Genomic DNA, 24,512 nt, shown 5'->3' on the forward strand with positions numbered 1-24,512 from the left:
CTAGATCGCGTCCCGCACGGCGCGGCGCAGGGTCTCGGATGGCAGCTCTCCGAAGGCCGCCTTGTAGCTCGCCGCGAACTCGCCCAGATGCCCGAAGCCGTGCGCAATCGCGCAGGCCTTCACACTGCGGTGCCCCCCACCGTTGCCCAGTTGCTTGCGCACCGACCAGAGGCGCAGAACCCGGCTATAGCGATGCGGGCTGAGGCCGCAAATGGCCTGGGTCGCGCTCTGGAGAGTGCGGACGGAGACGCCCACCTGCTCCGCGAGCTCGGGCGTCTTGTGCCAGATCGTCAGATCCTGCCGGATCAGCCGTTCCATGTCTGCGACGATGCGCCAATAGCCATCCATCGTGGACGACACGGGTCTGTCCTTTGCGCTAGTGCTCAGCGCAGCTTCCATCGTGCTGAGCAGAGATTGCTCGACGGCGGTCTGCGACATCGGCTCGTTGAGAAAGTCCGGATCATGCGCTGCGATTTCGAGCGTGACGCAGACCAGACGGCGCAACGAGGCAAGGACGTCCGAGGCCGGGTTCACCAGATGGTAGCCGTCACCCAGTTGCGTCCAGGGCTCGCGCCGGGGCGGAGTGAAAGACACGACGGCTATCAGCCGGCCCTCCGGCTCGTGCACCAGGCAATCGGAGACGCCTCTCAGAACCACGACGGAATGCCCTATCGATTGCCCGTTGATACGGGCCGAGGTGACTTGATCCATCGGCACCACGACGACGGCGGCATTCGTCAATTGATAGCCGCGAATGATCCGCGGAAAGGTCTTCACCAGGGACAGGGTCAGGCTCGGCAGCTCGAGCCGCGCACGCATGATGGCCGTCGCTCCCGGCGACAAGGGCATGCTGGACGCGCCGGCATATCTCTCCGTTTCGCCGAAATGGTCGATGTCATAGGCTCGGAGCTCGAGGGCCGACGAGGGCTTGAGACGCTGGAAGGATGTCGAGCGGCTGCCCGCCGGCGTTTCCGCTCCTTTGCGCGCGATATCGATATCGCCCTGATTCATGTTGTGCCGCTTACTTTGCTTTCCTTGCCGCGGCCGCCTTGGAAGCGCGCAGATCATCCGGCCCGTTGATGCCGGCACGCCTGAGATCGCGCAGCAGCTTGGTCAGCAGCAGCATGTTGGTCTTCTGCAGTTCGTGGTTGTTTCCGAACCTGAACGCGTTCTGCTCGGTCACGATGAGTCCGGCTTTGGTCTCTTCGAGGATCTTTCGCCGCTTCAATCCCGTGACGCGGCGGCGAACCGTCTCGAGCGGCAGGCTGAGGAAGCGAGACAGTGCCGCACGGGAGACGCCTTGCTTGATCACGTCCGGCTCGACCGCGTGGATGCTGGAGAACTTCTCGTCCAGCACCGGATCGTTCATCACATGAATGACGTTCGCGTTCAGGACCGCATGAATGATCAGAAGGTCGAGCGGATCGAATTCGTCATAGTGCCGGAACAGCTCGCTCATCGAGAACAGCATGTAGGCCAGCGTGTGTCGCGAGACCGTCCGGATGATGTCTGAAGTATTGCGCATGAATTGGAAACCAGCATTTGTCTTGTAAACGATGGCCGGAGCGAGCGGATCACCCGCCATACCCAAAATGAGTATGCGGCGGCTTGCCAGCGGTTCTCAGTTTCTCAATGTGACGCCGGAGCGTCGGCCGCATCGACCCATCATGCGCCGATGCGTTCGCGAAGAGCGCGGGTCACATCGAGGTGACGATCGCGAAGGGAGAGACAAGGCGATGAATGACGATGTCGTGCCGGACGCAAGCCGGTGCGAGGAGCTCCGCCTCATCAGGGCCTTTCTCCGCCTCACCGACCCCGGCCGACGACAGAAGGTACTCGAATGCGCAGAGCGGCTGGCTCAGGAAGCCACGTCCGCCGCGGCCACACCAGCCCTTGTCGCGACCGATGCCTTAGAGCCGGTCAGAGACGCCGCTCGGCCGACCGAATGACGCCGGCTCGCCAGCCGCAACAAAGAAACCGCGGTATTATGTTACTCAATTCGAATTGAAAGCAGACCTTCTTTGCGGACCTGACCGACCGGCCTGCTTCGCGCCAAACTCGTTAAGCGATTGATCCTTTGGAGGTCGAAACCGCTTTCCGGCCATGCTAAGGGCTGCGCAATTCCTGTCCTTACCTGCCCTGCCCGGTTCCACCGGGACGATGGACCTCCGTCATGACCGCGACTGCCACCTCAAATGCTGCCGGCTCCGCCGCCTGGGCGGATACGCTGCTCTTGTCGTTCGCGCAGGCCGGCTATGTCAGGGCCGAGCCGGCGATCCTGCAACCGGCCGAGCCGTTCCTCGACCTCTCCGGCGAGGACATCCGCAAGAGCCTGTACCTGACCACCGACCTCACGGGCGAGGAGCTGTGCCTGCGTCCGGACCTGACCATTCCGGTCGCCCGCGACTACCTCGCCTCCAGCCGCGCCGGCCAGCCGGCTGGGTTCAGCTATCTCGGCCCGGTGTTTCGCTACCGCAGCGGCCAGGCCAGCGAATTCCTGCAGGCCGGCATCGAATCGTTCGGCCGCCAGGACCGCGCCGCGGCCGACGCCGAGACGCTGGCGCTGGCGCTGGAGGCGACCGCGGCCTTCGGCGTCCGCGACGTCGAGATCCGCACCGGCGACGTCGCGCTGTTCAACGCGCTGCTCGACGCGCTCGACCTCTATCCGGTCTGGCGCCGCCGCCTGGTCAAGGATTTCAACCGCAAGATCAGCCTGGAGCAGGACCTGGAGCGGCTGGCGGCTGCGACCACCGCGACCCGCAGCGAATATCAGGGCGTGCTGGCCGCGCTCGCCGGCTCCGACCGCAAGGCCGCGCTCGCCTTCGTCACCGACCTGATGTCGATCGCCGGCACCACCAATGTCGGCGGCCGCACCACCGCCGAGATCGCCGATCGCTTCCTCGAGCAGTCGACGCTGAAGGGCGGCGCGCTGCCGCGTGAGGCGATCACCGTGCTCAAGCGCTTCCTGTCGATATCAGGCAATCCCGACGATTCCATCGCCGCGCTGCGCGCGCTCACCGCCGATGCAAAGCTCGACCTGGCTGCGGCCATCGACCAGTTCGAGAGCCGGGTCGGCTTCATGGCCGCGCGCGGCATCGACGTGAAGCAGACGCGCTTCTCGACCGCGTTCGGACGCGGCCTCGACTATTACACCGGCTTCGAATTCGAGCTGCATCACCGCGGCAACGGCGCCGAGCCGCTGGTCGCCGGCGGCCGCTATGACGGGCTGATGACCCAGCTCGGGTCGGCTGAACCCATTGCCGCGGTCGGCTTCTCGGTCTGGGTGGATGCGCTGACCAGGATCGGCCGCAAGGTGGGGGCCTGATCATGAGCGCGCCGTTCGTTCTGGCCGTTCCCTCCAAGGGACGCCTGCAGGAAAACACCGAGGCCTTCTTCGCCCGCGCGGGCCTGAAGCTGTCGAAGGCCGGTGGCGCCCGCGACTATCGCGGTACCATCGCCGGCCTCGACGATGTCGAGGTCGCCTATCTCTCGGCGAGCGAGATCGCATCGCAATTGTCGCGCGGCTTCGCGCATCTTGGCGTCACCGGCGAGGATCTGGTGCGCGAGAACATCGCCGATGCCGACAAGCGCGTGTCGCTGATCGACGGGCTCGGCTTCGGCTTTGCCGACGTCGTCGTCGCGGTGCCGCAGGCCTGGATCGACGTCCGCACGATGGCCGACCTCGACGACGTCACTACGGGTTTCCGCGAGCAGCATCACATGCGGATGCGGGTCGCGACCAAGTTCGTCAATCTCACCCGCGCCTTCTTCCAGAGCCACGGCATCACCGATTACCGCATCGTCGAAAGCGCCGGCGCGACCGAAGGCGCCCCTGCGGCCGGCAGCGCCGAACTGATCGTCGACATCACCACGACCGGCGCGACGCTCGCCGCCAACGGCTTGCGGGTGCTCGACGACGGCGTGATCCTGCGCAGCCAGGCCAATCTGGTCGCCTCGAAGGAAGCCGACTGGTCGCCGCAGGCACGGGAGACCGCACGCATCATCCTCGATCACATCGCCGCAAGGGCGCGGGCCAACAAATACCGCGAGGTCCGCACCCGCTTCCGGCAATGCGACGCCGCCCTGCTCGGCGAAGCCCATAGCCGGTTCGGCGTCGAGGCTCCGTTCGGCGGGCCGACCTCGTCAGGCATGCTGACGTTGCACTGCCCGCCGGGGCAGCTCTATGCGCTGGCGAGCTTCCTGCGCGAGCATGGCGCCGAGACCGTCTCGGTGGTCTCGCTGGACTACGTGTTCGACCGGGAGAACCCGCTGTTCGCGAAGCTCGAGACGTTCCTGCGGCGGTGAGCCCCAGGGCCGGTTCGGCTTTTCCGTTCAGCTTTGCGACAGCAAGCGGCAGCTACCATATGCTGTTGAGATGACTTTGAACGCCTCTGGAACCTCGACCGATGATGCTGGGCTCTGACGTATCAGGCATGACGACCACCGCGAGCACCGCCGCCGCGAAGGGGCTGTCGATTGTCGTCCCCGTCTACAACGAGGCGGCAGGCCTCGCCGGCCTGCATCAGCGAATCTGCGATCTCGCGAAAACCCTGCGGGAGCGCTATCGGCTGTCTTGCGAGATCGTTTATGTCGACGACGGCAGCAAGGATGCGACCTTGGCGATCGCCCGTAGCCTGCCGGCCGATGCGATCGACGTCCAGGTGGTGTCGCTGTCGCGCAATTTCGGCAAGGAGGCGGCGCTGATGGCCGGCCTCGACCATGCCCGGCTCGGCGCCGTCATGTTCATGGACGGTGACGGCCAGCATCCGCCAGCCCTGATCGAGCAGCTGGTGCGGCACTGGATCGAAGACGGCTATGACGTCGTCTACACCGCCAAGGCGCATCGCGACAACGAGACCTTCCTGCGCCGCCTCGCCGTGCACGGCTTCTATGCGCTGATCAATTGGGGCGCACGGCAGAAGATTCCCGAGGACGCCGGCGACTTCCGCCTGCTCTCCCCGCGCGCTGTCGCCGCGCTCAGGCAATTGCCCGAGCGCAACCGCTTCTTCAAAGGCCTCGCCAGCTGGATCGGATTCCGCCAGATCCGGGTCGATTACGAGCCGGCGGCGCGCGCCCATGGCGTCACCACCTTCAACGCCGCAAGCCTGCTCGGCCTGTCGATCGAGGGCCTGACCTCGTTTTCGGTGGCGCCCTTGCGGTTCGCCAGCCTTTTCGGCGTCATTCTCGCCGGTGGCGCCTTCCTGTTCGGCCTTTCGATCCTCTGGGAGGTGCTCACGACCGGCAAGCAGGTGCCCGGCTATCCTTCGCTCGTGATCGGCCTGATGACGATCGGCGGCGTGCAGCTCATCATGATCGGCATCGTCGGCGAATATATCGGCAAGATCCTCTCCGAGCTGAAGGCGCGCCCGATCTACTTCGTCGCCGAGCACAGCGAGAAGCATTTCGAGGCGGGCAAGGCCGACGACGATGCCAAGAGGACGGCGGCCGAATGAGCGCGGCTGCGCCGGCGCGACAGATCTGGCTCTGCGCCGACGATTACGGCATCAGCCCGGGCGTCAACCGCGCCATCCGCGACCTGATCGAACGCGGGCGCCTCAACGCCACCTCTGTGATGATGGTGGGACCTGCGATCGCGCGCAGCGAGGTCGCAGCGCTCCAGGCCGCCGCGACTGCGAGCCCGCGCTGCGGGATCGGATTGCACGTGACGCTGTCGGCGCCGTTCCGGCCGCTCACCATGCATTTCCGCCCCTTGGACGGCGACATGTTCATGCCGTTTCCGAAGCTGTTGCGCGCGGGCGTCTTACGGCGGCTCGACCGCGAATTCGTCCGCAATGAGGTGAAGGCGCAGCTCGCCGCCTTCATGGACGCGTTCGGCCGCGCCCCCGACTTCGTCGACGGTCACCAGCATGTGCAGCTCTTTCCGCAGGTGCGCGACGGCTTCGTCGATGCGGTGGCCGAGGCTGCGCCAAACGCCTGGGTCCGCCAGGGCGGCCGCAATCTTCCGCTGAGGCAGCGGCTGGCCACGCCAAAGGCCATGGTGCTCGACGGTCTCAGCGCGCAATTCCGCCGCCGCGCCGGCAACGCCGGCCTCAGCTTCAATCCCGCCTTTGCCGGCGCCTATGATTTCACGCGGGCGGCCGATTTCGGCGCGCTGATGCGGCAATTCCTGCAAGGCCTCCCCGACGGCGGCCTCGTAATGTGCCATCCCGGCTTCGTCGACGATGTCCTTGCCGGCCTCGACCCGATGACGGATGTCCGGGAGCGGGAGCACGCCTATCTCGCGAGCGACGCCTTCGCGCGCTTGCTGGCGGACAGCCGCGCCACGCTGGGGTGAAAACGGCGGAAGGCAGGCCGCGGGGCAGCTTGTCGCATACCGAAATTTAATCCGGCCGGCACTGTTGGGGCCACAATGGAACCCTACATCTGGCTCGCGCTTGTTTTGCGCGAGGGAGACTGATCATGACGCCGCAGGAACGCCAGCTCGTCGACGACCTTTTCGACCGGCTCTCAAAGCTGGAAAATGCACCCCGCGATCCCGATGCGATCGCCGCGATCTCCGATGGCCTGCGCAAGGCGCCCGGCGCGGTCTATGCGCTGGTGCAGACCACGCTGGTGCAGGACGAGGCATTGAAGCGCGCGAATGCCCGCATCCAGGAGCTGGAAGCGGCCCACGCGCCCGAACAGGCACAGTCCGGCGGCTTCCTCGACACCATGCGTGACACGCTGTTCGGCGGCGGCCCCTCGCGCGGCTCGGTTCCGAACGTGCCGCCGCGCGACTCGCGGCCGACGTGGAACACCGGACAGGCGATGCAGACCCAACCCGGCTACGGCGCGCCGCCTTACGGACAAGGTCCGGGGCAAGGTTACGGTGCCCCGCCCGTGGGCGGCGGTGGCGGCGGCTCGTTCCTGGGCACCGCCGCGGCGGCCGCAGCTGGCGTCGTCGGCGGCTCGCTCTTGCTCTCCAGCATCCGCGGCATGATGGGCGGCGGATCGCACCAGCAGGGCTTCGGCGACGGCAATTCGCTCGGCGACCGCAGCGCCGGTGGAAGTCCCTGGGGCGGCAGCGACCAATCCGACGGATCGCTCGCGCGCGATGCCGGCCTCAACGACATCGGCTCGAACCGGGATTCCCGCCAGGGCCTCTTCGACCAGGCGTCGAACGACGACCGGAGCAATGACAACGACCGGAATTACGACAACGGCGGCGACAACATGGATATGGCCGACGACAGCGATTTCGGCGGCGACGGCGACGACGACGGCGGCAGCGACTACGCGTGACGTCGCTCGATAGCCGCGCAAGCAAAGACGGCCGCCCGGATGGCGGCCGTTTTCATTTCGCACCTCAGGCGATCACAACACCACGACCTTGGTGCCGACATTGACGCGGCCATAGAGATCGATGACGTCCTCGTTGCGCATGCGGATGCAGCCGGAGGAGACGTTGGTGCCGATGGTCCAGGGCTCGTTGGAGCCGTGGATGCGGTAGAGCGTCGAGCCCAGATACATCGCGCGGGCGCCGAGCGGATTTTCCGGGCCGCCTTCCATGTGCCGGGGCAGATCCGGCCGGCGCGCCAGCATCTCGGCCGGCGGCGTCCAGTCCGGCCATTCGCGCTTGGCCGTGATCGACTTCACGCCCGACCAGGTGAAGCCGGGACGCCCCACACCGATGCCGTAGCGCATCGCCCGGCCGTTGCCCTCGACGAGGTAGAGGAACTTGTTCGGGGTATCGACCACGATCGTGCCGGGACTTTCCTTGCCGCTATAGTCAACGAGTTGTTTCTCGAATTTCGGATCGAGCTGGCGCTGCCGCGGATCGACCGCGTCCTGCTGGAGCGCGCCCTGCTGATATCCGCCCTGTTGATACCCACCCTGCATCTGCGGCTCGCCCATCGGCGGCAGGCGGCGCTGATCGTAATAGGCCGGCTGCTGCTGATACACCGGCCGCTCGGGCGCGTAGGCCGGACCGCGGCCGGGACCGTCGCCGAACAGGAATTCGATGAAGCCGCCGCCCATGTTCGAATTGGAGGCGACGCGCACCGGCGCCGGCGGCAGCTGCGGCGCATAAAGCACCGCAGGCGGATCGTTCGGCACGCTGTTGTCGAAGGCGCTGGCGTCGCTCGCGCAAGCCATGAAGGTGCAAGCGCTGCCGAGCAGCGCGACAGACATTTTCTTGAACATCGACGTACTCTGTACTGTTTCGTCTAGATCACATGCGTCGTGGAGAGCCGGTGGCTGATCCGCGCCCTTCGACGTGGTCAATAAAAGGCAAAAGCCGTTTTGTTTGGTAAACGGAAGGCGCGTTTGGATTCACCACGTCGCGAGCGCAGCGGCAATTTGGCGATCAGCGTTTATTTTCGATGAACGCGGCACGGCCATGGTTAATCGCTTCTTTGCAACGCGGCGCGCGACGCCCGCACAACAGTTCCGGCTGTGAACTTCGTGTTAAATCGCTTCTGCCTACAAAGACGCGTGTGTGAGGTGGGGGGAGTATCCTGATGGCTGTTCACCGCAAACGTTTTCGCGTCGAGGATATCGCTGGTGGCGAGATGCCGATTTTGGACGTAACCGAAGAGGCAATCCCGATGCATAGCGAGATCATGGCCGAGCTACGCGCGATCCGCGCGCAGATGGCGAAGGGCGTAACGGCGGCCCCGCTGTCCGGTAGCGCGGCCATGGCGGCGATCGACGCCTCCACCGCCCACGAGCTTTCCGAGGCTCGCACGATGCTCGAGACCTATCGGGCCCAGATCGAGCAGTGCGAGAAGCTGAAGGTCGAGCTCGACCTCATCCACGACGCCATCGACCGCACCAAGCGCGAAATCGCGACGCTGCACGGCAAGAGCTTCGACGGCGGCGAGATGGCCAAGGTCAATGGCGAGCTCGGCGCGGTGGTCGGCGGCACCGAGCAGGCGACGCAGCAGATCCTCGAAGCCGCGGAATCGATCGACCAGGCCGCCAGCGCGATGTCCAAGGTGGACTCGATCGACCAGCAGAAGCGGCTCGCCGACGACATCCAGGAACGCGTCATCTCGATCTTCGAAGCCTGCAACTTCCAGGACCTGACCGGCCAGCGCATCAGCAAGGTCATGACCACGATGAAGTTCATCGAGCAGCACATCAATGCGATGATGGACATCTGGGGCGGCGTCGACGCGATCAAGTCCCACGTGCCGGCGCATGTGGACAATCGCAGCGAGGACGAAAAGCTTCTCAACGGCCCGAAGCTCAACGGCGACGTCGGTCACGCCTCGCAGGACGACATCGACGCGCTGTTCGACTGAGCGGACGCGACAGGCAGAAAACAAGACGCCGGCCCCTGGGCCGGCGTTTTTTTGTTTTGAGATTCTGTTTCACCTCGTCATTCCGGGGCACGCGAAGCGCGAGCCCGGAATCTCGAGATTCCGGGTTCGGTCCTGCGGACCGCCCCGGAATGACGGAGAGACTACGCCCTCGGTGCGCAGCGGACGTAGACCATGTTGCCGTAACGGGTGGCGGCGTCCTTGTCGATGAAGCGGGTGATCAGGACGCGGCCGTCGAAGGAGATGATTTCGCGGTCCTGGTCGCCCGGGGTCGGCCCCGCCGGTCCGATGTAGTTCTTGCCGCTCGGCGAGCCCTTCAGCCGCAGCTCCTGGGGCGTCGCCTGGTCGGCCAGATGCATGATCACGCCGCCGGAGGAACCGGCGGTGATCACGTAGGGATTCTTGCACTGGGCCCGGGCGGCCGCCTCGGTGCGGGCGCGGTCGGCCGGGTTCTGGAACGAGGCCAGACCCCAGCGGCCCACGATCTCGTCGGCGCGAATGGTCGCAGGCATTTCCGGGGCGACGCCCGGCTCCGCCTCAGGCGGCGGCGGGGACGACGAGAAGGACGGCAGGCTCATGCCGCCGCCACAGGCGCCCAGCAACAGCGCCAGACAAGAGGCGGCCGCCAGATTGGCAACCGCGCGCGCGTGAGCTGAACTGATCATGGCATTCCCCCGAGCAAGACCATGGCCGCACCCCTCCTGCAGCCAAGCGCAAAAAAGCTGCCGGAGCAATGACGTCCTTTGACAGGTCGGCGCCCCGAACAAGTTTCCAATGCCACCATCCTATATCCGCCTCACCAATCGCTTAACCACCTTTGCTTGACAGGATCGCGGCCAAGCCATATTTCCGAGCCCACTATTAGCACTCGGAAAGCCCGATTGCTAAGCGCGCCGTTCGATCTTCGGGATAGGGGATGGACGGAAGCGCCGCCGCACCCACTTCCACTACTTCCGAAGCGAGCCTCCAAAGGGAAACGTCATGGCTAAATCCAAATTTCGTCCGCTGCATGACCGTGTCGTGGTCAAACGTATCGACGCCGAGGAAAAGACCAAGGGCGGCATCATCATTCCGGACACCGCCAAGGAAAAGCCGTCCCAGGGCGAGGTCGTCGCCGTCGGCCCGGGCGGCCGCGACGAGACCGGCAAGCTGACCCCGATCGACCTCAAGGTCGGCGACCGCGTGCTGTTCGGCAAGTGGTCGGGCACCGAGGTCAAGATCGACAACGAAGAGCTCCTGATCATGAAGGAGTCGGACATCATGGGCGTGCTGGCCTAAGTCCATCCGCCTGAACAGCCGCTGAATGTCGTGCCCGGATCCACGCGATCCGGGCATCCATCATTCCGCCGGGTTCGACCCCGGAAGCGATGCGACGAACGAGCGGCAGACACATCACGAAACACGAGGGATTGCAGAAATGGCTGCCAAAGAGGTCAAGTTTTCCGGAGACGCGCGCGATCGCATGCTGCGCGGCGTCGACATTCTCGCCAACGCCGTCAAGGTGACGCTCGGCCCGAAGGGCCGCAACGTCGTCATCGAGAAGTCGTTCGGCGCGCCCCGCATCACCAAGGACGGCGTCACCGTCGCCAAGGAGATCGAGCTCGAGGACAAGTTCGAGAACATGGGCGCCCAGATGGTGCGCGAGGTCGCCTCCAAGACCAACGACCTTGCCGGCGACGGCACCACCACCGCGACCGTGCTGGCCCAGGCCATCGTGCGCGAAGGCGCCAAGGCGGTTGCCGCCGGCATGAACCCGATGGACCTCAAGCGCGGCATCGACAGCGCCGTGGCGGCCGTCGTCAAGGACATCGAGAAGCGCGCCAAGCCGGTCGCCGCCTCCTCCGAGGTCGCCCAGGTCGGCACCATCTCGGCCAACGGCGATGCCGCCATCGGCAAGATGATCGCCCAGGCGATGCAGAAGGTCGGCAACGAGGGCGTCATCACCGTCGAGGAGAACAAGTCGCTCGACACCGAAGTCGACATCGTCGAGGGCATGAAGTTCGACCGCGGCTATCTCAGCCCCTACTTCGTCACCAACCCCGAGAAGATGACCGCCGAGCTCGAGGACGCCTACATCCTCCTGCACGAGAAGAAGCTCTCGGGCCTGCAGGCCATGCTGCCGGTGCTGGAAGCGGTGGTGCAGTCGGGCAAGCCGCTCGTCATCATCGCGGAGGACGTCGAGGGCGAGGCGCTGGCCACCCTGGTCGTCAACCGTCTGCGCGGCGGCCTCAAGGTTGCCGCCGTCAAGGCGCCGGGCTTCGGCGACCGCCGCAAGGCCATGCTCGAGGATATCGCGATCCTGACCGGCGGCCAGCTGATCTCCGAAGACCTCGGCATGAAGCTCGAGAACGTCACGGTCAAGATGCTGGGCCGCGCCAAGAAGGTGGTGATCGACAAGGAGAACACCACCATCGTGAACGGCGCCGGCAAGAAGCCCGACATCGAGGCCCGCGTCGGCCAGATCAAGGCCCAGATCGAGGAGACCACCTCGGACTACGACCGCGAGAAGCTCCAGGAGCGCCTCGCCAAGCTCGCGGGCGGAGTCGCGGTGATCCGCGTCGGCGGCGCGACCGAGATCGAGGTCAAGGAGAAGAAGGACCGCGTCGAGGACGCCCTCAACGCCACCCGCGCCGCGGTGCAGGAAGGCATCGTCCCCGGCGGCGGCGTCGCGCTGCTCCGTGCCAAGAAGGCCGTCGGCCGCCTCTCCAACGACAATGACGACGTCCAGGCCGGCATCAACATCGTGCTGAAGGCGCTCGAAGCTCCGATCCGCCAGATCGCCGAGAATGCCGGCGTGGAAGGCTCGATCGTGGTCGGCAAGATCCTCGAGAACAAGTCCGAGACCTTCGGCTTCGACGCCCAGAACGAGGACTATGTCGACATGGTCGAGAAGGGCATCATCGATCCCGCCAAGGTGGTGCGCACCGCGCTGCAGGACGCCTCCTCCGTGGCCGGCCTGCTGGTGACCACCGAGGCCATGGTCGCCGAGACGCCGAAGAAGGAAGCCCCGCCCGCGATGCCCGCCGGCGGCGGCATGGGCGGCTTCTAACTCCGTCCTTCCATTACAGCGTTGTGAAGGCCGCCTCCGGGCGGCCTTCTTTTTTGCCGATCCTGCCTTCAGCTTTCCGATTCAACCGACGGCCAAAACCCACTACGGTGGCGCGCCGATTCTTGATCAGGGATTTTCGCGATGCGCGCGCTTCCGGTTTGTCTGACGATTGTCCTGGCGGCTCTGCTTGCGGCTGCACCCGAGGTCGCCTCCGCCCAGATGAAGCTGTCGCCCAAGGCCACGGCGCCCGGCGGCGTGGAGACGCGCTATTTCACCTCCCTCGACGGGTTGATGGACGGCAATGCCGACGTGATCCTGAAGGAGACGCGCCAGGGCAAGACGGTCACCGCGGCCGTGCTCGACGTCTGTTACCCGATCGCGAGGAATTCCGACCGCAAGGACCGCTTCGTCGTCAATCTCCAGGTCGCGGGCCAGACGCTGACCGGCACCACGCAGAGCGTCAATGAGAAGGCGCCCGTCAGCGTCAAGCTGCTGCGCAAGCAGAGCGGAGACACCTTCGAGTTTCGCGGCCAGATCAGCATCGGCCAGGCGGTGACCGAGGTCACCTCGCCCGACAATTCCGATCTCAGCGAGAGGGAATTCCTGGACAACCAGACCTCCGACGACGGCATCACGCCGCAGCCGAAGGATTTCACCGACGTTTCGCCGGAGGCGATCGCGGTCAAGGTCAAGCTCGAGGCCGCGACCGACTTCCTGAAGAGCCTGAAGGGCCAGGAGGTCGAGGTGACGCTGGCCAGCCTCAATGTCGGCTGCGACGCGCTGCGCGCCGGCGAGCAGACCCTCAACATGTCGGTCGATCCCGAGCGCGCCGCCGCGCTGCTGGCGAAGTTCAAGGCGATGCCCGGCGTCACGGCCGCAGGGTGGACCGCCGGCATGACCGAGATGGACCGCACCATCCGCTTTCCCGCGGCCGACTGGCGCGAGGGCGACAGGATCAACCGCAACAAGCTGGCGGCGGCCGTCTCGAACGTCCTGAGCCGGACGCTCGCGGCAAAGCCGGTCTCGCAGAGCTTCAACTCCGCCACGGGCAAGCTCATGCTGGTGTTCAAGCGGCCGAACCAGGATTTTCCGGCGCTCGAGTTGACCGACACGATCGAGGTCGCCGGGCTGGTCTCGCCGGACAGGCCGGGCGCCACCGACAAGCTCATGCTGTGGATCGGCAGCCCCGCCACGACGACGGCCGACGAGAGCAGCGGGCCTAAGCTCAAGCTCTCCGATGATGCGAGCCTGGACGAAGAAGGCGATCTGCCCGACGACAACGGCTCGATCGAGGCGCTGGCGAAGGAGCTCAGGGGTCAGCGCTGGGACGCCGACCAGTCGGTGTGGAAGTAAGCGGCACTATCGTGCCCCGGACGCAGCGCGAAGCGCTGCAGAGCCGGGGCCCAGAAGCCACAAACGCACTTGCGGATGAAAAACTGGGTCCCGGCTCTGCGACGCATCGCTTGCGCGACGCGCCTTGTCCGGGACACGAGAACTCTAATTCCCCGTCGTCCTGAAGCGCAACGGCTTCGGACCGATCAGGGTCAGCACATCGCCCTGACGCTTCCAGGTCTCGACGCTGGAGAGCGCTGCGACGAGCTCGTCGTCCGCCTGGGCTCTTGCCGGCGGGCAGGAGCGGTCCTGGATCTGCCCGGGAACGAAGATCACGGTATTGCCGGCGACCGAGAACTGGCCCTTGCCGCCCTTGCACCAGAGCTCCAGCACGACCTCGCCGTGGTCGCCGATCTCGATGTTCGGAATCCGCTTGGAGCCCGCTTGCGGCAACGCTTCCAGCGTCATCTCGGTGCCGAACGGAAAGCCGTCCTCGGCACGCGCGGGCGCGGACATCGCGAGCATTGCAACCGCCGCACACACCAACCGCTTGAACCCGACCATGAGACCTCTCGTCCGACCTGATTTTGCGCACCTTCTATAAGACGGCGGCGCCATTGAGAAGGTTCGCTCAATCAAGCTGCAAAATCCCCGCGAGGGCGAACCTCGCGGGGATCTGCGCCGAAAGCCGGACGTGGCCCGCTACTTCAGGACCATCGCCGTGAACGGCCAGACATAGGCCTGCAACGTCACGAGCACGCCGACGAGGCACGCCAGCACGATCGAGTGCCAGAACACGAAGCGCAGGATGGTGCCCTCATGCCCGTACCAATTGGTCGCGGTGGAGGCGACCACGATCGACTGGGCGTCGATCATCTTGCCCATCACGCCGCCGGACGAGTTCGCCGCGCTCATCAGGATCGGCGACAGGCCGAGCTGCTCGGAGGTGATCTTCTGCAGGTTGCCGAACAGGATATTGGACGACGTATCCGATCCCGTCAGCGCCACGCCGAGCCAGCCGAGCAGCGTGCCGAAGAAGGGATAGAGCACGCCGGTGGCCGCGAAGGCGAGGCCGAGCGTCGCGTCGACGCCCGACAGGCGCGTCAGCGTGCCGATCGCGAGCATCGCCGAGATCGTCACCAGCGAGATCGCGCAGAGCCGGATGGTCCGGCCGTATTCGGTCAGGAGCCGGCCGGGACCCACCCCCATCAGGACGCCGGAGATGATCGCCGCGATCAGCATGCCCGTGCCGGTGAAGGAGAGATAGGTGAAGGCGAACACCGCGCTCTCTTTGGTCGGCCCCGGCGCGACCGGCGGCATCTTGTTGATCATCTGATGCAGCTCGGGGACGGGATAGTTCCAGACGAAAATCGAATTCGCCCAGCCCTTGAAGGCGCCGTTGCCCCAGATCAGCATCACGATGCAGACGATGGCCCACGGCAACAGCGCGCTGAACAGCTCGCTCTGCGTCAGCGGCGTCCGGTCGAGCGGCTTTGCGGCCGCCATGGTGGCCGCCGATTCGTCGCGGCCGCGCAGCGCCGGCGACAGCCAGAGCTCCCTCGGTCGCCAGACCTTCAGGAACAGGATCAGCGCCCCCATCGAGATCAGCGATGCGCCGATGTCCACGATCCAGGGATTGATGTAGTTCGAGATCACGAATTGCGGGATTGCGAACGACACGCCGGTGACGAGGATCGCCGGCCAGACGTCCTTCATGCCCTTCCAGCCCGCGAACGCCCACACCACCCAGAACGGCACCAGCAGCGAGAAGAACGGCAATTGCCGTCCGACCATCGCCCCGAGGATGTAGGGATCGAGCCCGGTGACCGAGGCGAGGCCCTGGATCGGCGTGCCCAGCGCGCCATAGGCGACCGGCGCGGTGTTGGCGATCAGGGACAGGCCGGAGGCCGCGAGCGGCGAGAAGCCGAGCCCGATCAGCACGGCGCCGGTGATCGCGACCGGCGTGCCAAAGCCCGAGGCGCCCTCGAAGAACGCCCCGAACGAGAACGCGATCAGCAGCAATTGCAGCCGCCGGTCCTCGGTGACGCCGCCGACCGCGCGCTTGAGCAATTCGAAGCGGCCGGTGCTCACCGTCACCTGGTAGAGGAAGATGACGTTGAGGACGATCCAGCCGATCGGGAAGAACCCGGTGACGATGCCCAGCACCGAGGCGCGGATCGACATGTTCGCCGGCATGGTGAAAACGAAGATCGTGATCAGGTTGGTCACGATCACGGCGATGATGGCCGCGATATGGGCCTGGACGCGGCCGCTCGCGATCAGGACCAGCAGCGTGACGACGGGCACTGCCGCCGCAATCGTCGACAGTACCGGGCTGTGCAACGGATCATAGATTTGATTCCACATGGTCTTCTCCCCACGCATGTTGCGGCAGGCGGCCCGCGTGGAGAGCCGATCCTGCTTGATGTTCGAAGCGATACACCCGCGCTGGAGGCGAATGCCTCGCGAATGCAGCGGTTCCCGACCGCTCACAAGGTCGCGAAATCCCCGAGCGCCCCTGGCCCGCGCTGTCGAAGGCCATGCTAGGGTTGCGGGGTGCGACAAGACAACGCAAATTGCAGAACCTGCGACTTTAGTCTAAGCGCGCCGCTTTCCGCCATGGTTTCAAGTCCTTGGCTCCGGTCATTTGTCCACATTCCCCGAGGAGACCCCGCTCTGTGAAGAACATCAGCGCCACGCTCGCGATCGTCTGGCGAATCGCCGCTCCCTATTTCCGGTCGGAGGACAAATGGGCCGGCCGCGGCCTGCTCGCCGTCATCGTCGCGATGGAGCTGGTGCTGGTCGCGATCAACGTGCTGCTCAATCAATGGCAGAACCGGTTCTACAGCGCGCTGCAGGCCTACGATCTGCCCGAGTTCGTCAAGGAGGTCTGGATCTTCCTGGGCCTTGCCTTCACCTTCGTCGCGCTGGCCGTCTACAAGCTCTACTTGAACCAATGGCTGCAGATCCGCTGGCGGCAATGGCTGACGCGACATTATCTCGGCGAATGGCTCGACGGCGCCACGCATTACCGCATGCAGCTCAAGGGCGACGCCGCCGACAACCCGGACCAGCGTATCACCGAGGACGTCAAGACCTTCGTCGAGCAGACGCTGAGCATCGGCCTCGGCCTTCTGTCCTCCATCGTGACGCTGGCCTCGTTCATCGTCATCCTCTGGGGCCTGTCCTACAAGGCGCCTTTATACATTTACGGCACCGACATCGTCGTCCCCGGTTTTCTGGTCTGGTGCGCGGTAGCCTACGCGATCGCGGGCACCGCGCTGACGCATTGGATCGGCGCCCCCCTCATCAACCTGAATTTCGAGCAGCAGCGCTTCGAGGCCGATTTCCGCTTCAACCTGATCCGCGTGCGCGAGAATTCCGAGCAGATCGCCCTGTTGAAAGGCGAGAACGCCGAGCGGGGGCGGCTGCTGCAACGCTTCGGCTTCGTCATCGGCAATTGGTACGAGATCATGAGCCGGACCAAGCGGCTGACCGCGTTCACGGCCAGCTACGGCCAGGCCGCGACGCTGTTTCCCTATGTGGTGGTGGCGCCTGCCTATTTCGCCAAGCGCATCCAGCTCGGCGACATGATGCAGACCGGCTCGGCGTTCGGCAGCGTGCAGGACGCGCTGTCGTTCTTCGTCACGGCCTATCGTTCGCTCGCCGAGTGGCGCGCCGTGATCGCCCGCCTCGACGGCTTCGAGATGTCGGTCAGCGCCGCCGCCCGCGGCGCGACGCTCGAACCGGCGATCGACATCGTGCCATCGAGGGGCGAGGCCATCACGCTCGAGCAATTGCTCGTCAAGCTGCCGAACGGCGCGCCTCTGGTCGCGGCCGACGCCTTCACGATCCAGCCGTCGGAGCGGGTGCTGGTGACCGGCGCGTCGGGCTCCGGCAAATCGACATTGTTCCGGGCCATGGCCGGCATCTGGCCGTTCGGCACCGGCACGATCGCGATCCCTGAGAAGGCGAAGCTGATGATGCTGCCGCAGCGGCCGTATTTCCCGATCGGCCCGCTCGGCGACGCCGTCATCTACCCGGCCGAGCGTGGCTCGATCCCGCCCGAGAAGATCCGCGACGCCCTGGTCGCGGTCGGCATGCCGCGCCTGGCGGACCGGCTCGACGATGACGCGCATTGGAATCGGACATTGTCGCTCGGCGAGCAGCAACGCCTCGGCCTTGCCCGCGCGTTGCTGCACGTGCCCGATTATCTCTTCCTCGACGAGGCGACCGCCTCGCTGGATGAGCCGTCCGAGGACAGGCTCTACCGGCTGCTGACGGAGAAGCTGCCGCAGGCCACCATCGTCTCGATCGGCCACCGCTCGACGCTGGACGCCTTCCATACCCGCAAGGTGGCGCTGGTGCCGGATGGCGATATTCACGTGCTCGGGACGCGCGGCGAGGCGGCGCCGGAGCCGACCACGGCGCGCTGAGGGCCGGCTGGAAAGGGAGCAGCTCGCTCCGGCGTCCGTCGTTGCGAGCGGACCCCGGCAGCCTCCGGCGCCCCTCGCGTTTGGCGCCTCGCGTTGTCTCAGGCCCTCAAAGCAAAAGGGCGGCAGGTTGCCCTGCCGCCCTCGCTAAGTCGTTCCGGGAAGAAACTTACTTCAGGTTGGTCATCGCCGTCAGGTCGAACGAGAGCTTGGCAATGCCGGTCGCGCCGCACCAGCTGGAGCCGACGCCCGAAGGATTGATTGGCGTCACGAACGTGCCGGTCGAAGCCGTGAGATTGCCGCGGGCCGAATAGTCGCTGGTGAACGCGTTGCAATCACCCTTCGACAGATCGGTGTCCGAGTAGCGCAGGTCCAGCGTCATCACCTTGTAGGTGAAGCCGATGCCGACGTTCCAGGTGTTGTAATCGGCGTAGTTGATGCCGTTCGGGAAGGCGGCCGTGCCGTAGAAGCTATCGGAGGTGCCGAGCCACTGACGGCCGAACTCGCCCGACACGTACATGCCGACGCCGCTCGAACCGAACACCGTGCTGGGCGCGGTGTACTTGCCGACGATCGAGGCGTAGTTGCCCCAGGCGCCAGAGTTCAGGAAGCTCGGGGTGTAGTATTCGGTGACCCCGAACGACCAGTTGTCGTTCACCGTGTAGGTCATCTTGCCGTAGACCTCGAAGAAGCTCAGGTCCCGCTTGATGACGTTGGTGTTCAACAAGGCCTTCTCGGCGCACTCGGCGCCCTGGAAGTTGCCGGCGAAGTCGACGCCAGGCGCGCCGTAATAGCAGGTCCCGCCCGGATACAGGTAACCCCAGACGCCGATGTCGAAGGCGAAGGCGCCGAAGGTCGGGCGGATACCGCCGTAGATGTCGATTTCGGCCGCAGCGCGGTTCGGGAAGGAGATGCTCTCACCGGCCACGCCGATATAGAGCTGGAGGTCCTTGGTGACGTTGTAGCGCGGCTCGAAATACGCGGCGACCGACGGCTTGTTGTTCGACTGCGTGATACCGCGGAAGACGTAGTTGCTCATGATCGCGCCGCCGAAAGCGATATCCCACGGATCGAAGGCCGGCGGCGGCGGGGCCTTCAGCGCCTTCATGCGCAAGTCCGCCGCGAAAGCCGATCCCGTCGTCACAATTGCCAGCGCCGTTGCTAACAAAGCCACTTTCTTCATTTCGATCCCCATCGCCAGTTCTACGCAGTCGGATCCCGGAAGCCCCCCGGCGAACGACCTGTGTGCAAAATTGCGTTACTGCGACAATCTGGATTGTGGGATGGGGTCCGTGAAGCAAAAATCACGGGCATCTGCCGCCTTTTTGGGCGTTTTGACGATTCCACGAAAGGTTGTCGGCCTGTGTGACTTCTTGATCACATCATTTGCATTCCAACGTGCACGGAGCGGCCCGTGCAAGTACGGGGACGGCCGCTCGCGTGGCAATCCGGCCACGAATCAGCGGCGCGGGGAAGGACGCCTCGCCAGAGATCCTTGTCCGCGATGCAAAAAAGCCGCTGCGTCACCGCAGCGGCCTTCGTGAGCGATCGCCATTGCCGGCTGGGACCTCAAGCGCGATGAGATCCGGACGAACCGTCATCGCGCCTTAGGTTGTTGTTCGCGCATAATCTTTCCGGAAAACCGCTGCGCACTTTTCCGGATCGTGCTTTAGCGTTGCTCCTCGGCCGGCGCCGCTTCCGCAGAAGACGAAGGCATCGCCCAACTCGTCTCCGCTGCCGGCTCGGGAGCCGGGGCGGCCGACGGTGCTGACGGCTTCGGCGCGGGAGCTGCCTTCGCCTTCTTCGGCGCCGCTTTCTTCGGGGCCGCCTTCTTCACAGCCTTCTTGGCCGACGTCTTCGCAGCCTTCTTCCCGGCCTTCCTGGGAGCGGCCTTCTTCGATTTCTTGGCAGATTTCTTTGCAGACTTCTTGGCCGACTTCTTCGCGGACTTCTTGGTTGCCTTCTTGGCGGACTTCTTCGCCGCTACAACCTTCTTGGCCTTTTTGGCCTTCTTGCTTTTCTTCTTCTTCGCTTTCGCCATCGTGGTCCTCCTGTTGCCGCCGAACAATGGTCGATCGGGCGTCTTCAGTCGTCACCTCGGGAGGAAAGTTCAGGCTCTGAAAGCTCAAACTGACGCGTTCAGTGCCGGCCGCGACCCGCCCGTCGCCCAATCGAGAAGCTCAATCGTGTGTACGACCGGAACTGACGTGCCACTGGCAATCTGCACCATGCAGCCGATATTGCCCGCGGCAATCATGTCCGGCTTGATGCTCGCGATGTTGGCGACCTTGCGATCGCGCAACCGGCCCGCAAGCTCGGGTTGGAGAATGTTGTAAGTCCCCGCCGAACCGCAACACAAATGGCTCTCCGGCACATCTTTCACCACGAATCCATTCTTGGAAAGCAATTCTTTCGGAAGGGCCGTGATTTTCTGCCCGTGCTGCAGCGAACATGCTGAGTGATAGGCGACGACGATGTTGTCCTGGCGCGCGATCGGTTCGAGTCCGAGGCCGGCAATATATTCGGTGATGTCCTTGGCGAGCGCAGACACCTTCGCCGCATCGGCAGCGAACGCCTTGTCTTCCCGCAGCAGATAGCCGTAGTCCTTGATCACGGTGCCGCAGCCGGAGGCCGTCACCAGGATGGCGTCGAGCCCCTCGCCTGCCGCTTCCTTCTGCCAGGCCGTGACATTGGCGCGGGCGCGGGCCAAGGCGTCGCGGTCATCGCCGAGGTGATGGGTCAGCGCCCCGCAGCACTGCTCGTCCTTGACCAGGACGACCTCGATGCCGTGACGGGTGAGCAGGCTGATGGCGGCCTGGTTGATGCGCGGCGCCAGCACCTGCTGGGCACAGCCCTGCAGCAGCGCGACCCGGCCGCGCTTCTTGCCGAGCGCGGCGAACACGCTGCCCGGGAGAGGCCCCGGTGACGGCAGCCGGTGCGGGGCCAGCGCCAGCATCGCCTTGAGGCGCTGGATCAGGCCGGGCGTGGCCGAGGGGCGCGGCGTCGGCAGGAACACGGCCAGCGGACGGGCCAGCCGGGCCAGCACCATGCTGATGCGAAATCGCTGCGGGTCCGGCAGGACGAAGGCCAGCACCCGGCGCAGCAGCCGCTCAGTCAGGGGCCGCTGATAGCGCTGCTCGATCCTGACCCGGGCCTGGTCGACGAGGTGCATGTAGTTCACCCCCGAGGGGCAGGTCGTCATGCAGGCCAGACACGACAGGCAGCGGTCGACGTGCTTGACCACCTCCGCGGTCGGCGCCTGATCCTTCTCCAGCATCTCCTTGATCAGATAGATGCGCCCGCGCGGACTATCGAGCTCGTCACCAAGCAGCACATAGGTCGGACAGGTTGCGGTGCAGAAGCCGCAATGGACGCAGGCGCGCAGGATCTTGTCGGCTTCCGCGATGTCGGGGTCGGCGAGTTGCGCCAGGGAGAATTCGGTCTTCATTCGGCAGCGCTCCGCGTGAGCCGTCCCCGGTTCAGGATGGTCTTCGGATCGAAGCTGGCGCGGACCCGCTCGCTCAGGGCGGCGATGCCGGGCGCCTGCGGATGGAACACATCGACATTGCGCCTGACCTCCTCGGCCGCCCGGATCAGCGTGGCGTGCCCGCCGAGCGCGTTGGCACGCGCGCGCACGGCCGGGCCGTGTGCATCGCCCTTCGGCGGCAGCGCCGCCCAGATCAGGCCGCCGCCCCAATCGTAGATCACCTCGCCGCCGGTCTCGCGCGCCAATTGCGTGCCAAGCGCAGCACCCGAGGCGGGCGGGCAGACGATCCGCCACACCGGCCAGGCGCCGAGCGCGCCGCTAGCCGCGAACGGCAGCACGTCGCGGATCGCGGTCCACAGCGCCGCGGAAGCCGCATCCTCGATCAGCGTCGCGGTTCCAAACGGCGCCAGCAATTCGCGCAGCGAACCGGCGCGGTGGGCGGCGGAGGCCGTGATGCCCTCGAGCCGCAGCAGGGTCAGCGCCTCGCCCTCGCCGGCGAGATCGCCAAGCCCGTCGGCCTTGGCGCGGAACGCCTGAGACGGCAGATGCGCGGCGGCGGAGACGTCGAAGGGTGAGCCGAGCGCCGCGGTCATGGCCTTGTTGGCCGTGGCATCGTCGAGGCCGCGCAGCAGCAGCGTCCGCTCGGCCTCCGGCTTCGGCATCACCTTCAGCGTGACTTCGGTCATCACCGACAGCGTGCCCCAGGACCCCGCCAGCAGCTTGCAGAGGTCGTAGCCGGTGACGTTCTTCACCACCTTGCCGCCGGTCTTGAAGCTGTCGCCGAAGCCCGAGACGGCGTGCGCGCCCAGCAGGTGATCACGCGCCCCGCCCGCCCTGATCCGGCGCGGACCGGCGAGCCCGGCCGCGATCATGCCGCCGATGGTGCCCGATGGCGCCATGCCGAGCAGCGCCGCTGTATCCATCGGCTCGAAGGCAAATTGCTGGTTCTTGGCGTCGATCAGCGCCAGCACGTCGGCCAGCGGCGCGCCGGCCTGGAGCGTGATGATGAGTTCGTTCGGCTCGTAGGAGGTGACGGCATTGAGCGCGGAGACGTCGAGCACCGCATTGGTCGCCATCGCATGACCGATGCCGCGCTTGGAGCCATGACCGACGATCTCGAGCGGCTGCTCGTTCGCGATCGCCGCGCGCACGACTTCCTCGACGTCTTTGGCGTCTCTGACCTTGAGCGTATCCACGACTGAGCGGGTATCCAAGTTTAGAGCGAAAGGCAAATTTCGCGCATGGCAGCGATCGAGGCTAGAATCGCGGAATGTCCGGAAACGCCAGCTTGCCGGCATGCACGTGCATGCGGCCGAGCTCGGCGCAGCGGTGCAGGGTCGGGAACACCTTTCCGGGATTGAGCAGGCCCTGGGAATCGAACGCGCATTTCAGCCGCTGCTGCTGGTTGAGGTCGATCTCGCTGAACATCTCAGGCATCAGGTCGCGCTTCTCGATGCCGACGCCATGCTCGCCGGTGAGCACGCCGCCGAATTCGACACAGGCGCGCAGGATGTCGGCGCCGAAGGCTTCGGCGCGCTCGATCTCGCCGGGCTTGTTGGCATCGTAGAGGATCAGGGGGTGCAGATTGCCGTCGCCGGCGTGGAACACGTTGGCGCAGCCGAGCTGGTATTTTTCGCCGAGCTCGCGGATGCGCGCCAGCGCCTTCGGCAGCGCGCCGCGCGGAATGGTGCCGTCCATGCAGAGATAATCGGGCGAGATGCGCCCCACCGCCGGGAATGCGGCCTTGCGGCCGGCCCAGAACAGATTGCGCTCGGCCTCCGAATTGGAGATCTGTAGCGTCACCGAGCCGCAGCCTCTTGCGATGCTTTCGACACGAATGATCAGCTCGTCGACCTCGATCTTGGGACCGTCGAGCTCGATGATCAGCAGCGCCTCGACGTCGAGCGGATAGCCGGCGTGGACGAAGGCTTCCGCGGCGTGGATCGCGGGCTTGTCCATCATCTCCATGCCGCCGGGGATGATGCCGGCGCCGATGATGCGCGCCACGCATTCGCCGGCGGCCTCGACCTCGGCAAAGCCGACCATCAGCGCGCGCGCTGTCTCCGGCTTCTGCAGGATGCGCACCGTGATCTCGGTGATGACGCCGAGCAGGCCTTCGGAGCCGGTGATGACACCCATCAGATCGTAGCCGGGGTTCTCCGCAGACTTGCCGCCGATGCGCAGGATCTCGCCGCTCATCAGCACGATCTCGCAGCCGAGCACGTTGTTGGTGGTCATGCCGTATTTCAGGCAGTGCACGCCGCCGGAATTTTCCGCGACATTGCCGCCGATCGAGCAGGCGATCTGCGAGGACGGGTCGGGCGCGTAATAGAAGCCGGCATGCGCCACCGCCTGGCTGATGGCGAGATTGGTGACCCCGGGCTCGGTGACGACGACGCGATTGTCGAAATCGATCTCGCGGATGCGCTTGAACTTGCCGAGGCCGAGCAGCACGCCGTCCTCGAGCGGCAGCGCGCCGCCGGACAGCGACGTGCCGGAGCCGCGCGGCACCACCTTGATGCCTTGCCCTGCACAATATTTCAGGATCAGCGAGACCTGCTCGGTCGTGTCGGGTAGGACGACGACCATCGGCGGCTGCCGATAGGCCGTGAGCCCGTCGGACTCATAGGCGCGCATTTCGGCAGGCGTATCGATCACGCCCTCGCCGGGCACGATGGCGCGCAGCGCAGCAACGATCTCGGCGCGGCGTGCGAGCACGGCCTGGTCGCTTGCGGGCATCATGATGGCCATTTTCAGAAGCTCTCGTCCGCCAGATGAAAAAGTCGCAGCAAATCAATCATGTCTTGCCCACTTTGGGTAGGTCCTCCGAAGGTCGCATTGCTTTGTTGCAGCGCAAGTTCTCTCTGGGACAAGCCTGCTAGCAGGAAACCTGTCAAGGTTTCGCGGCTTGTCCAATTGCATCGGACCTGCCAAAACACGGCCCTCCA

At 65.4% G+C, this 24,512-nt stretch carries 21 protein-coding genes; 10 read left to right on the plus strand and 11 right to left on the minus strand.

All coding sequences use genetic code 11. The features are described 5' to 3' along the window. Together WI560_RS28175 and WI560_RS28180 are read right to left on the minus strand one after the other, a co-directional pair. Positions 1 to 819: a helix-turn-helix domain-containing protein gene (locus WI560_RS28175; protein ID WP_375305795.1), complete on the minus strand. Its 819-nt coding sequence runs from the start codon at positions 817 to 819 to the stop codon at positions 1 to 3. Positions 820 to 1,021: 202 nt separating this feature from the next. Then, positions 1,022 to 1,525 carry a hypothetical protein gene (locus WI560_RS28180; RefSeq protein ID WP_028134330.1) on the minus strand — a complete coding sequence of 168 codons (504 nt, stop codon included), beginning with the start codon at positions 1,523 to 1,525 and terminating at the stop codon, positions 1,022 to 1,024. Between the two features lie 648 nt (positions 1,526 to 2,173). Here WI560_RS28180 and WI560_RS28185 point away from each other — a divergent pair. From WI560_RS28185 to WI560_RS28205, 5 genes are all read left to right on the plus strand, one after another. Continuing rightward, positions 2,174 to 3,325 carry an ATP phosphoribosyltransferase regulatory subunit gene (locus WI560_RS28185; RefSeq protein WP_375305796.1) on the plus strand — a complete coding sequence of 384 codons (1,152 nt, stop codon included), beginning with the start codon at positions 2,174 to 2,176 and terminating at the stop codon, positions 3,323 to 3,325. Positions 3,326 to 3,327: 2 nt separating this feature from the next. Continuing rightward, positions 3,328 to 4,305: an ATP phosphoribosyltransferase gene (hisG, locus tag WI560_RS28190; RefSeq protein ID WP_028134327.1), complete on the plus strand. Its 978-nt coding sequence runs from the start codon at positions 3,328 to 3,330 to the stop codon at positions 4,303 to 4,305. A 101-nt stretch (positions 4,306 to 4,406) separates the two neighbouring features. After that, a complete protein-coding gene (locus WI560_RS28195) occupies positions 4,407 to 5,453 on the plus strand; it encodes a glycosyltransferase family 2 protein (protein WP_257176449.1) in 1,047 nt (348 codons plus the stop codon). Beyond that, positions 5,450 to 6,295 carry a ChbG/HpnK family deacetylase gene (locus WI560_RS28200; protein WP_375305797.1) on the plus strand — a complete coding sequence of 282 codons (846 nt, stop codon included), beginning with the start codon at positions 5,450 to 5,452 and terminating at the stop codon, positions 6,293 to 6,295. The genes WI560_RS28195 and WI560_RS28200 overlap by 4 nt, the downstream gene beginning before the upstream one ends. A 125-nt stretch (positions 6,296 to 6,420) precedes the next feature. Next, complete coding sequence (locus WI560_RS28205) at positions 6,421 to 7,242, plus strand: DUF2076 domain-containing protein (RefSeq protein WP_375305798.1); 822 nt, start codon at positions 6,421 to 6,423, stop codon at positions 7,240 to 7,242. Between the two features lie 72 nt (positions 7,243 to 7,314). On the opposite strand, the gene WI560_RS28210 is transcribed toward WI560_RS28205, so the two are convergent. Continuing rightward, positions 7,315 to 8,142 (minus strand): L,D-transpeptidase, encoded by an 828-nt coding sequence (locus tag WI560_RS28210; RefSeq protein WP_375305799.1) that lies wholly within the window; start codon positions 8,140 to 8,142, stop codon positions 7,315 to 7,317. Between the two features lie 317 nt (positions 8,143 to 8,459). Between WI560_RS28210 and WI560_RS28215 the strand changes: the two genes are divergently transcribed. Continuing rightward, positions 8,460 to 9,245, plus strand: a complete 786-nt coding sequence (locus tag WI560_RS28215) for a protein phosphatase CheZ (RefSeq protein WP_028134322.1) — start codon at positions 8,460 to 8,462, stop codon at positions 9,243 to 9,245. A gap of 161 nt (positions 9,246 to 9,406) precedes the next feature. Here the strand turns inward: WI560_RS28215 and WI560_RS28220 are convergent, their stop codons facing one another. Further along, complete coding sequence (locus WI560_RS28220) at positions 9,407 to 9,928, minus strand: hypothetical protein (protein WP_257192650.1); 522 nt, start codon at positions 9,926 to 9,928, stop codon at positions 9,407 to 9,409. 316 nt (positions 9,929 to 10,244) lie between these two features. On the opposite strand from WI560_RS28220, the gene groES reads away from it, so the two are divergent. The 3 genes from groES to WI560_RS28235 all read left to right on the plus strand — a co-directional run bounded on the left by groES (position 10,245) and on the right by WI560_RS28235 (position 13,665). Continuing rightward, positions 10,245 to 10,541: a co-chaperone GroES gene (groES, locus tag WI560_RS28225; RefSeq protein WP_028134320.1), complete on the plus strand. Its 297-nt coding sequence runs from the start codon at positions 10,245 to 10,247 to the stop codon at positions 10,539 to 10,541. Positions 10,542 to 10,680: 139 nt separating this feature from the next. Further along, complete coding sequence (gene groL, locus WI560_RS28230) at positions 10,681 to 12,312, plus strand: chaperonin GroEL (protein WP_028134319.1); 1,632 nt, start codon at positions 10,681 to 10,683, stop codon at positions 12,310 to 12,312. Between the two features lie 141 nt (positions 12,313 to 12,453). Then, positions 12,454 to 13,665 (plus strand): hypothetical protein, encoded by a 1,212-nt coding sequence (locus tag WI560_RS28235; protein ID WP_375305800.1) that lies wholly within the window; start codon positions 12,454 to 12,456, stop codon positions 13,663 to 13,665. A gap of 144 nt (positions 13,666 to 13,809) precedes the next feature. On the opposite strand, the gene WI560_RS28240 is transcribed toward WI560_RS28235, so the two are convergent. Further along, on the minus strand, positions 13,810 to 14,208 hold the full coding sequence (locus WI560_RS28240; protein ID WP_375305801.1) for an META domain-containing protein: 399 nt from the start codon (positions 14,206 to 14,208) through the stop codon (positions 13,810 to 13,812). 138 nt (positions 14,209 to 14,346) lie between these two features. Then, a complete protein-coding gene (locus WI560_RS28245) occupies positions 14,347 to 16,011 on the minus strand; it encodes an L-lactate permease (RefSeq protein ID WP_257176443.1) in 1,665 nt (554 codons plus the stop codon). 311 nt (positions 16,012 to 16,322) lie between these two features. Here WI560_RS28245 and WI560_RS28250 point away from each other — a divergent pair, with 311 nt between their 5' ends. Next, a complete protein-coding gene (locus WI560_RS28250; RefSeq protein WP_375305802.1) occupies positions 16,323 to 18,080 on the plus strand; it encodes an ABC transporter ATP-binding protein/permease in 1,758 nt (585 codons plus the stop codon). A gap of 166 nt (positions 18,081 to 18,246) precedes the next feature. On the opposite strand, the gene WI560_RS28255 is transcribed toward WI560_RS28250, so the two are convergent. The 5 genes from WI560_RS28255 to WI560_RS28275 form a co-directional block, all read right to left on the minus strand. Beyond that, the gene (locus tag WI560_RS28255; RefSeq protein ID WP_375305803.1) at positions 18,247 to 19,260 is read right to left on the minus strand and encodes a TorF family putative porin; all 1,014 of its coding nucleotides are present in this window, start codon (positions 19,258 to 19,260) and stop codon (positions 18,247 to 18,249) included. A 424-nt stretch (positions 19,261 to 19,684) separates the two neighbouring features. Continuing rightward, complete coding sequence (locus tag WI560_RS28260) at positions 19,685 to 20,206, minus strand: hypothetical protein (RefSeq protein ID WP_375305804.1); 522 nt, start codon at positions 20,204 to 20,206, stop codon at positions 19,685 to 19,687. Next, a complete protein-coding gene (gene glcF / locus WI560_RS28265) occupies positions 20,203 to 21,525 on the minus strand; it encodes a glycolate oxidase subunit GlcF (protein WP_375305805.1) in 1,323 nt (440 codons plus the stop codon). Before glcF ends, WI560_RS28260 begins: the two co-directional genes overlap by 4 nt. After that, positions 21,522 to 22,760 carry an FAD-binding protein gene (locus tag WI560_RS28270; RefSeq protein ID WP_375305806.1) on the minus strand — a complete coding sequence of 413 codons (1,239 nt, stop codon included), beginning with the start codon at positions 22,758 to 22,760 and terminating at the stop codon, positions 21,522 to 21,524. Before WI560_RS28270 ends, glcF begins: the two co-directional genes overlap by 4 nt. Before the next feature lie 61 nt (positions 22,761 to 22,821). Further along, complete coding sequence (locus WI560_RS28275) at positions 22,822 to 24,315, minus strand: FAD-linked oxidase C-terminal domain-containing protein (RefSeq protein WP_375305807.1); 1,494 nt, start codon at positions 24,313 to 24,315, stop codon at positions 22,822 to 22,824. Positions 24,316 to 24,512: the final 197 nt, after the last annotated feature.

Origin of the sequence: Bradyrhizobium sp. A11, from assembly GCF_042077125.1 — a bacterium.
GTDB lineage: Bacteria > Pseudomonadota > Alphaproteobacteria > Rhizobiales > Xanthobacteraceae > Bradyrhizobium > Bradyrhizobium japonicum_B.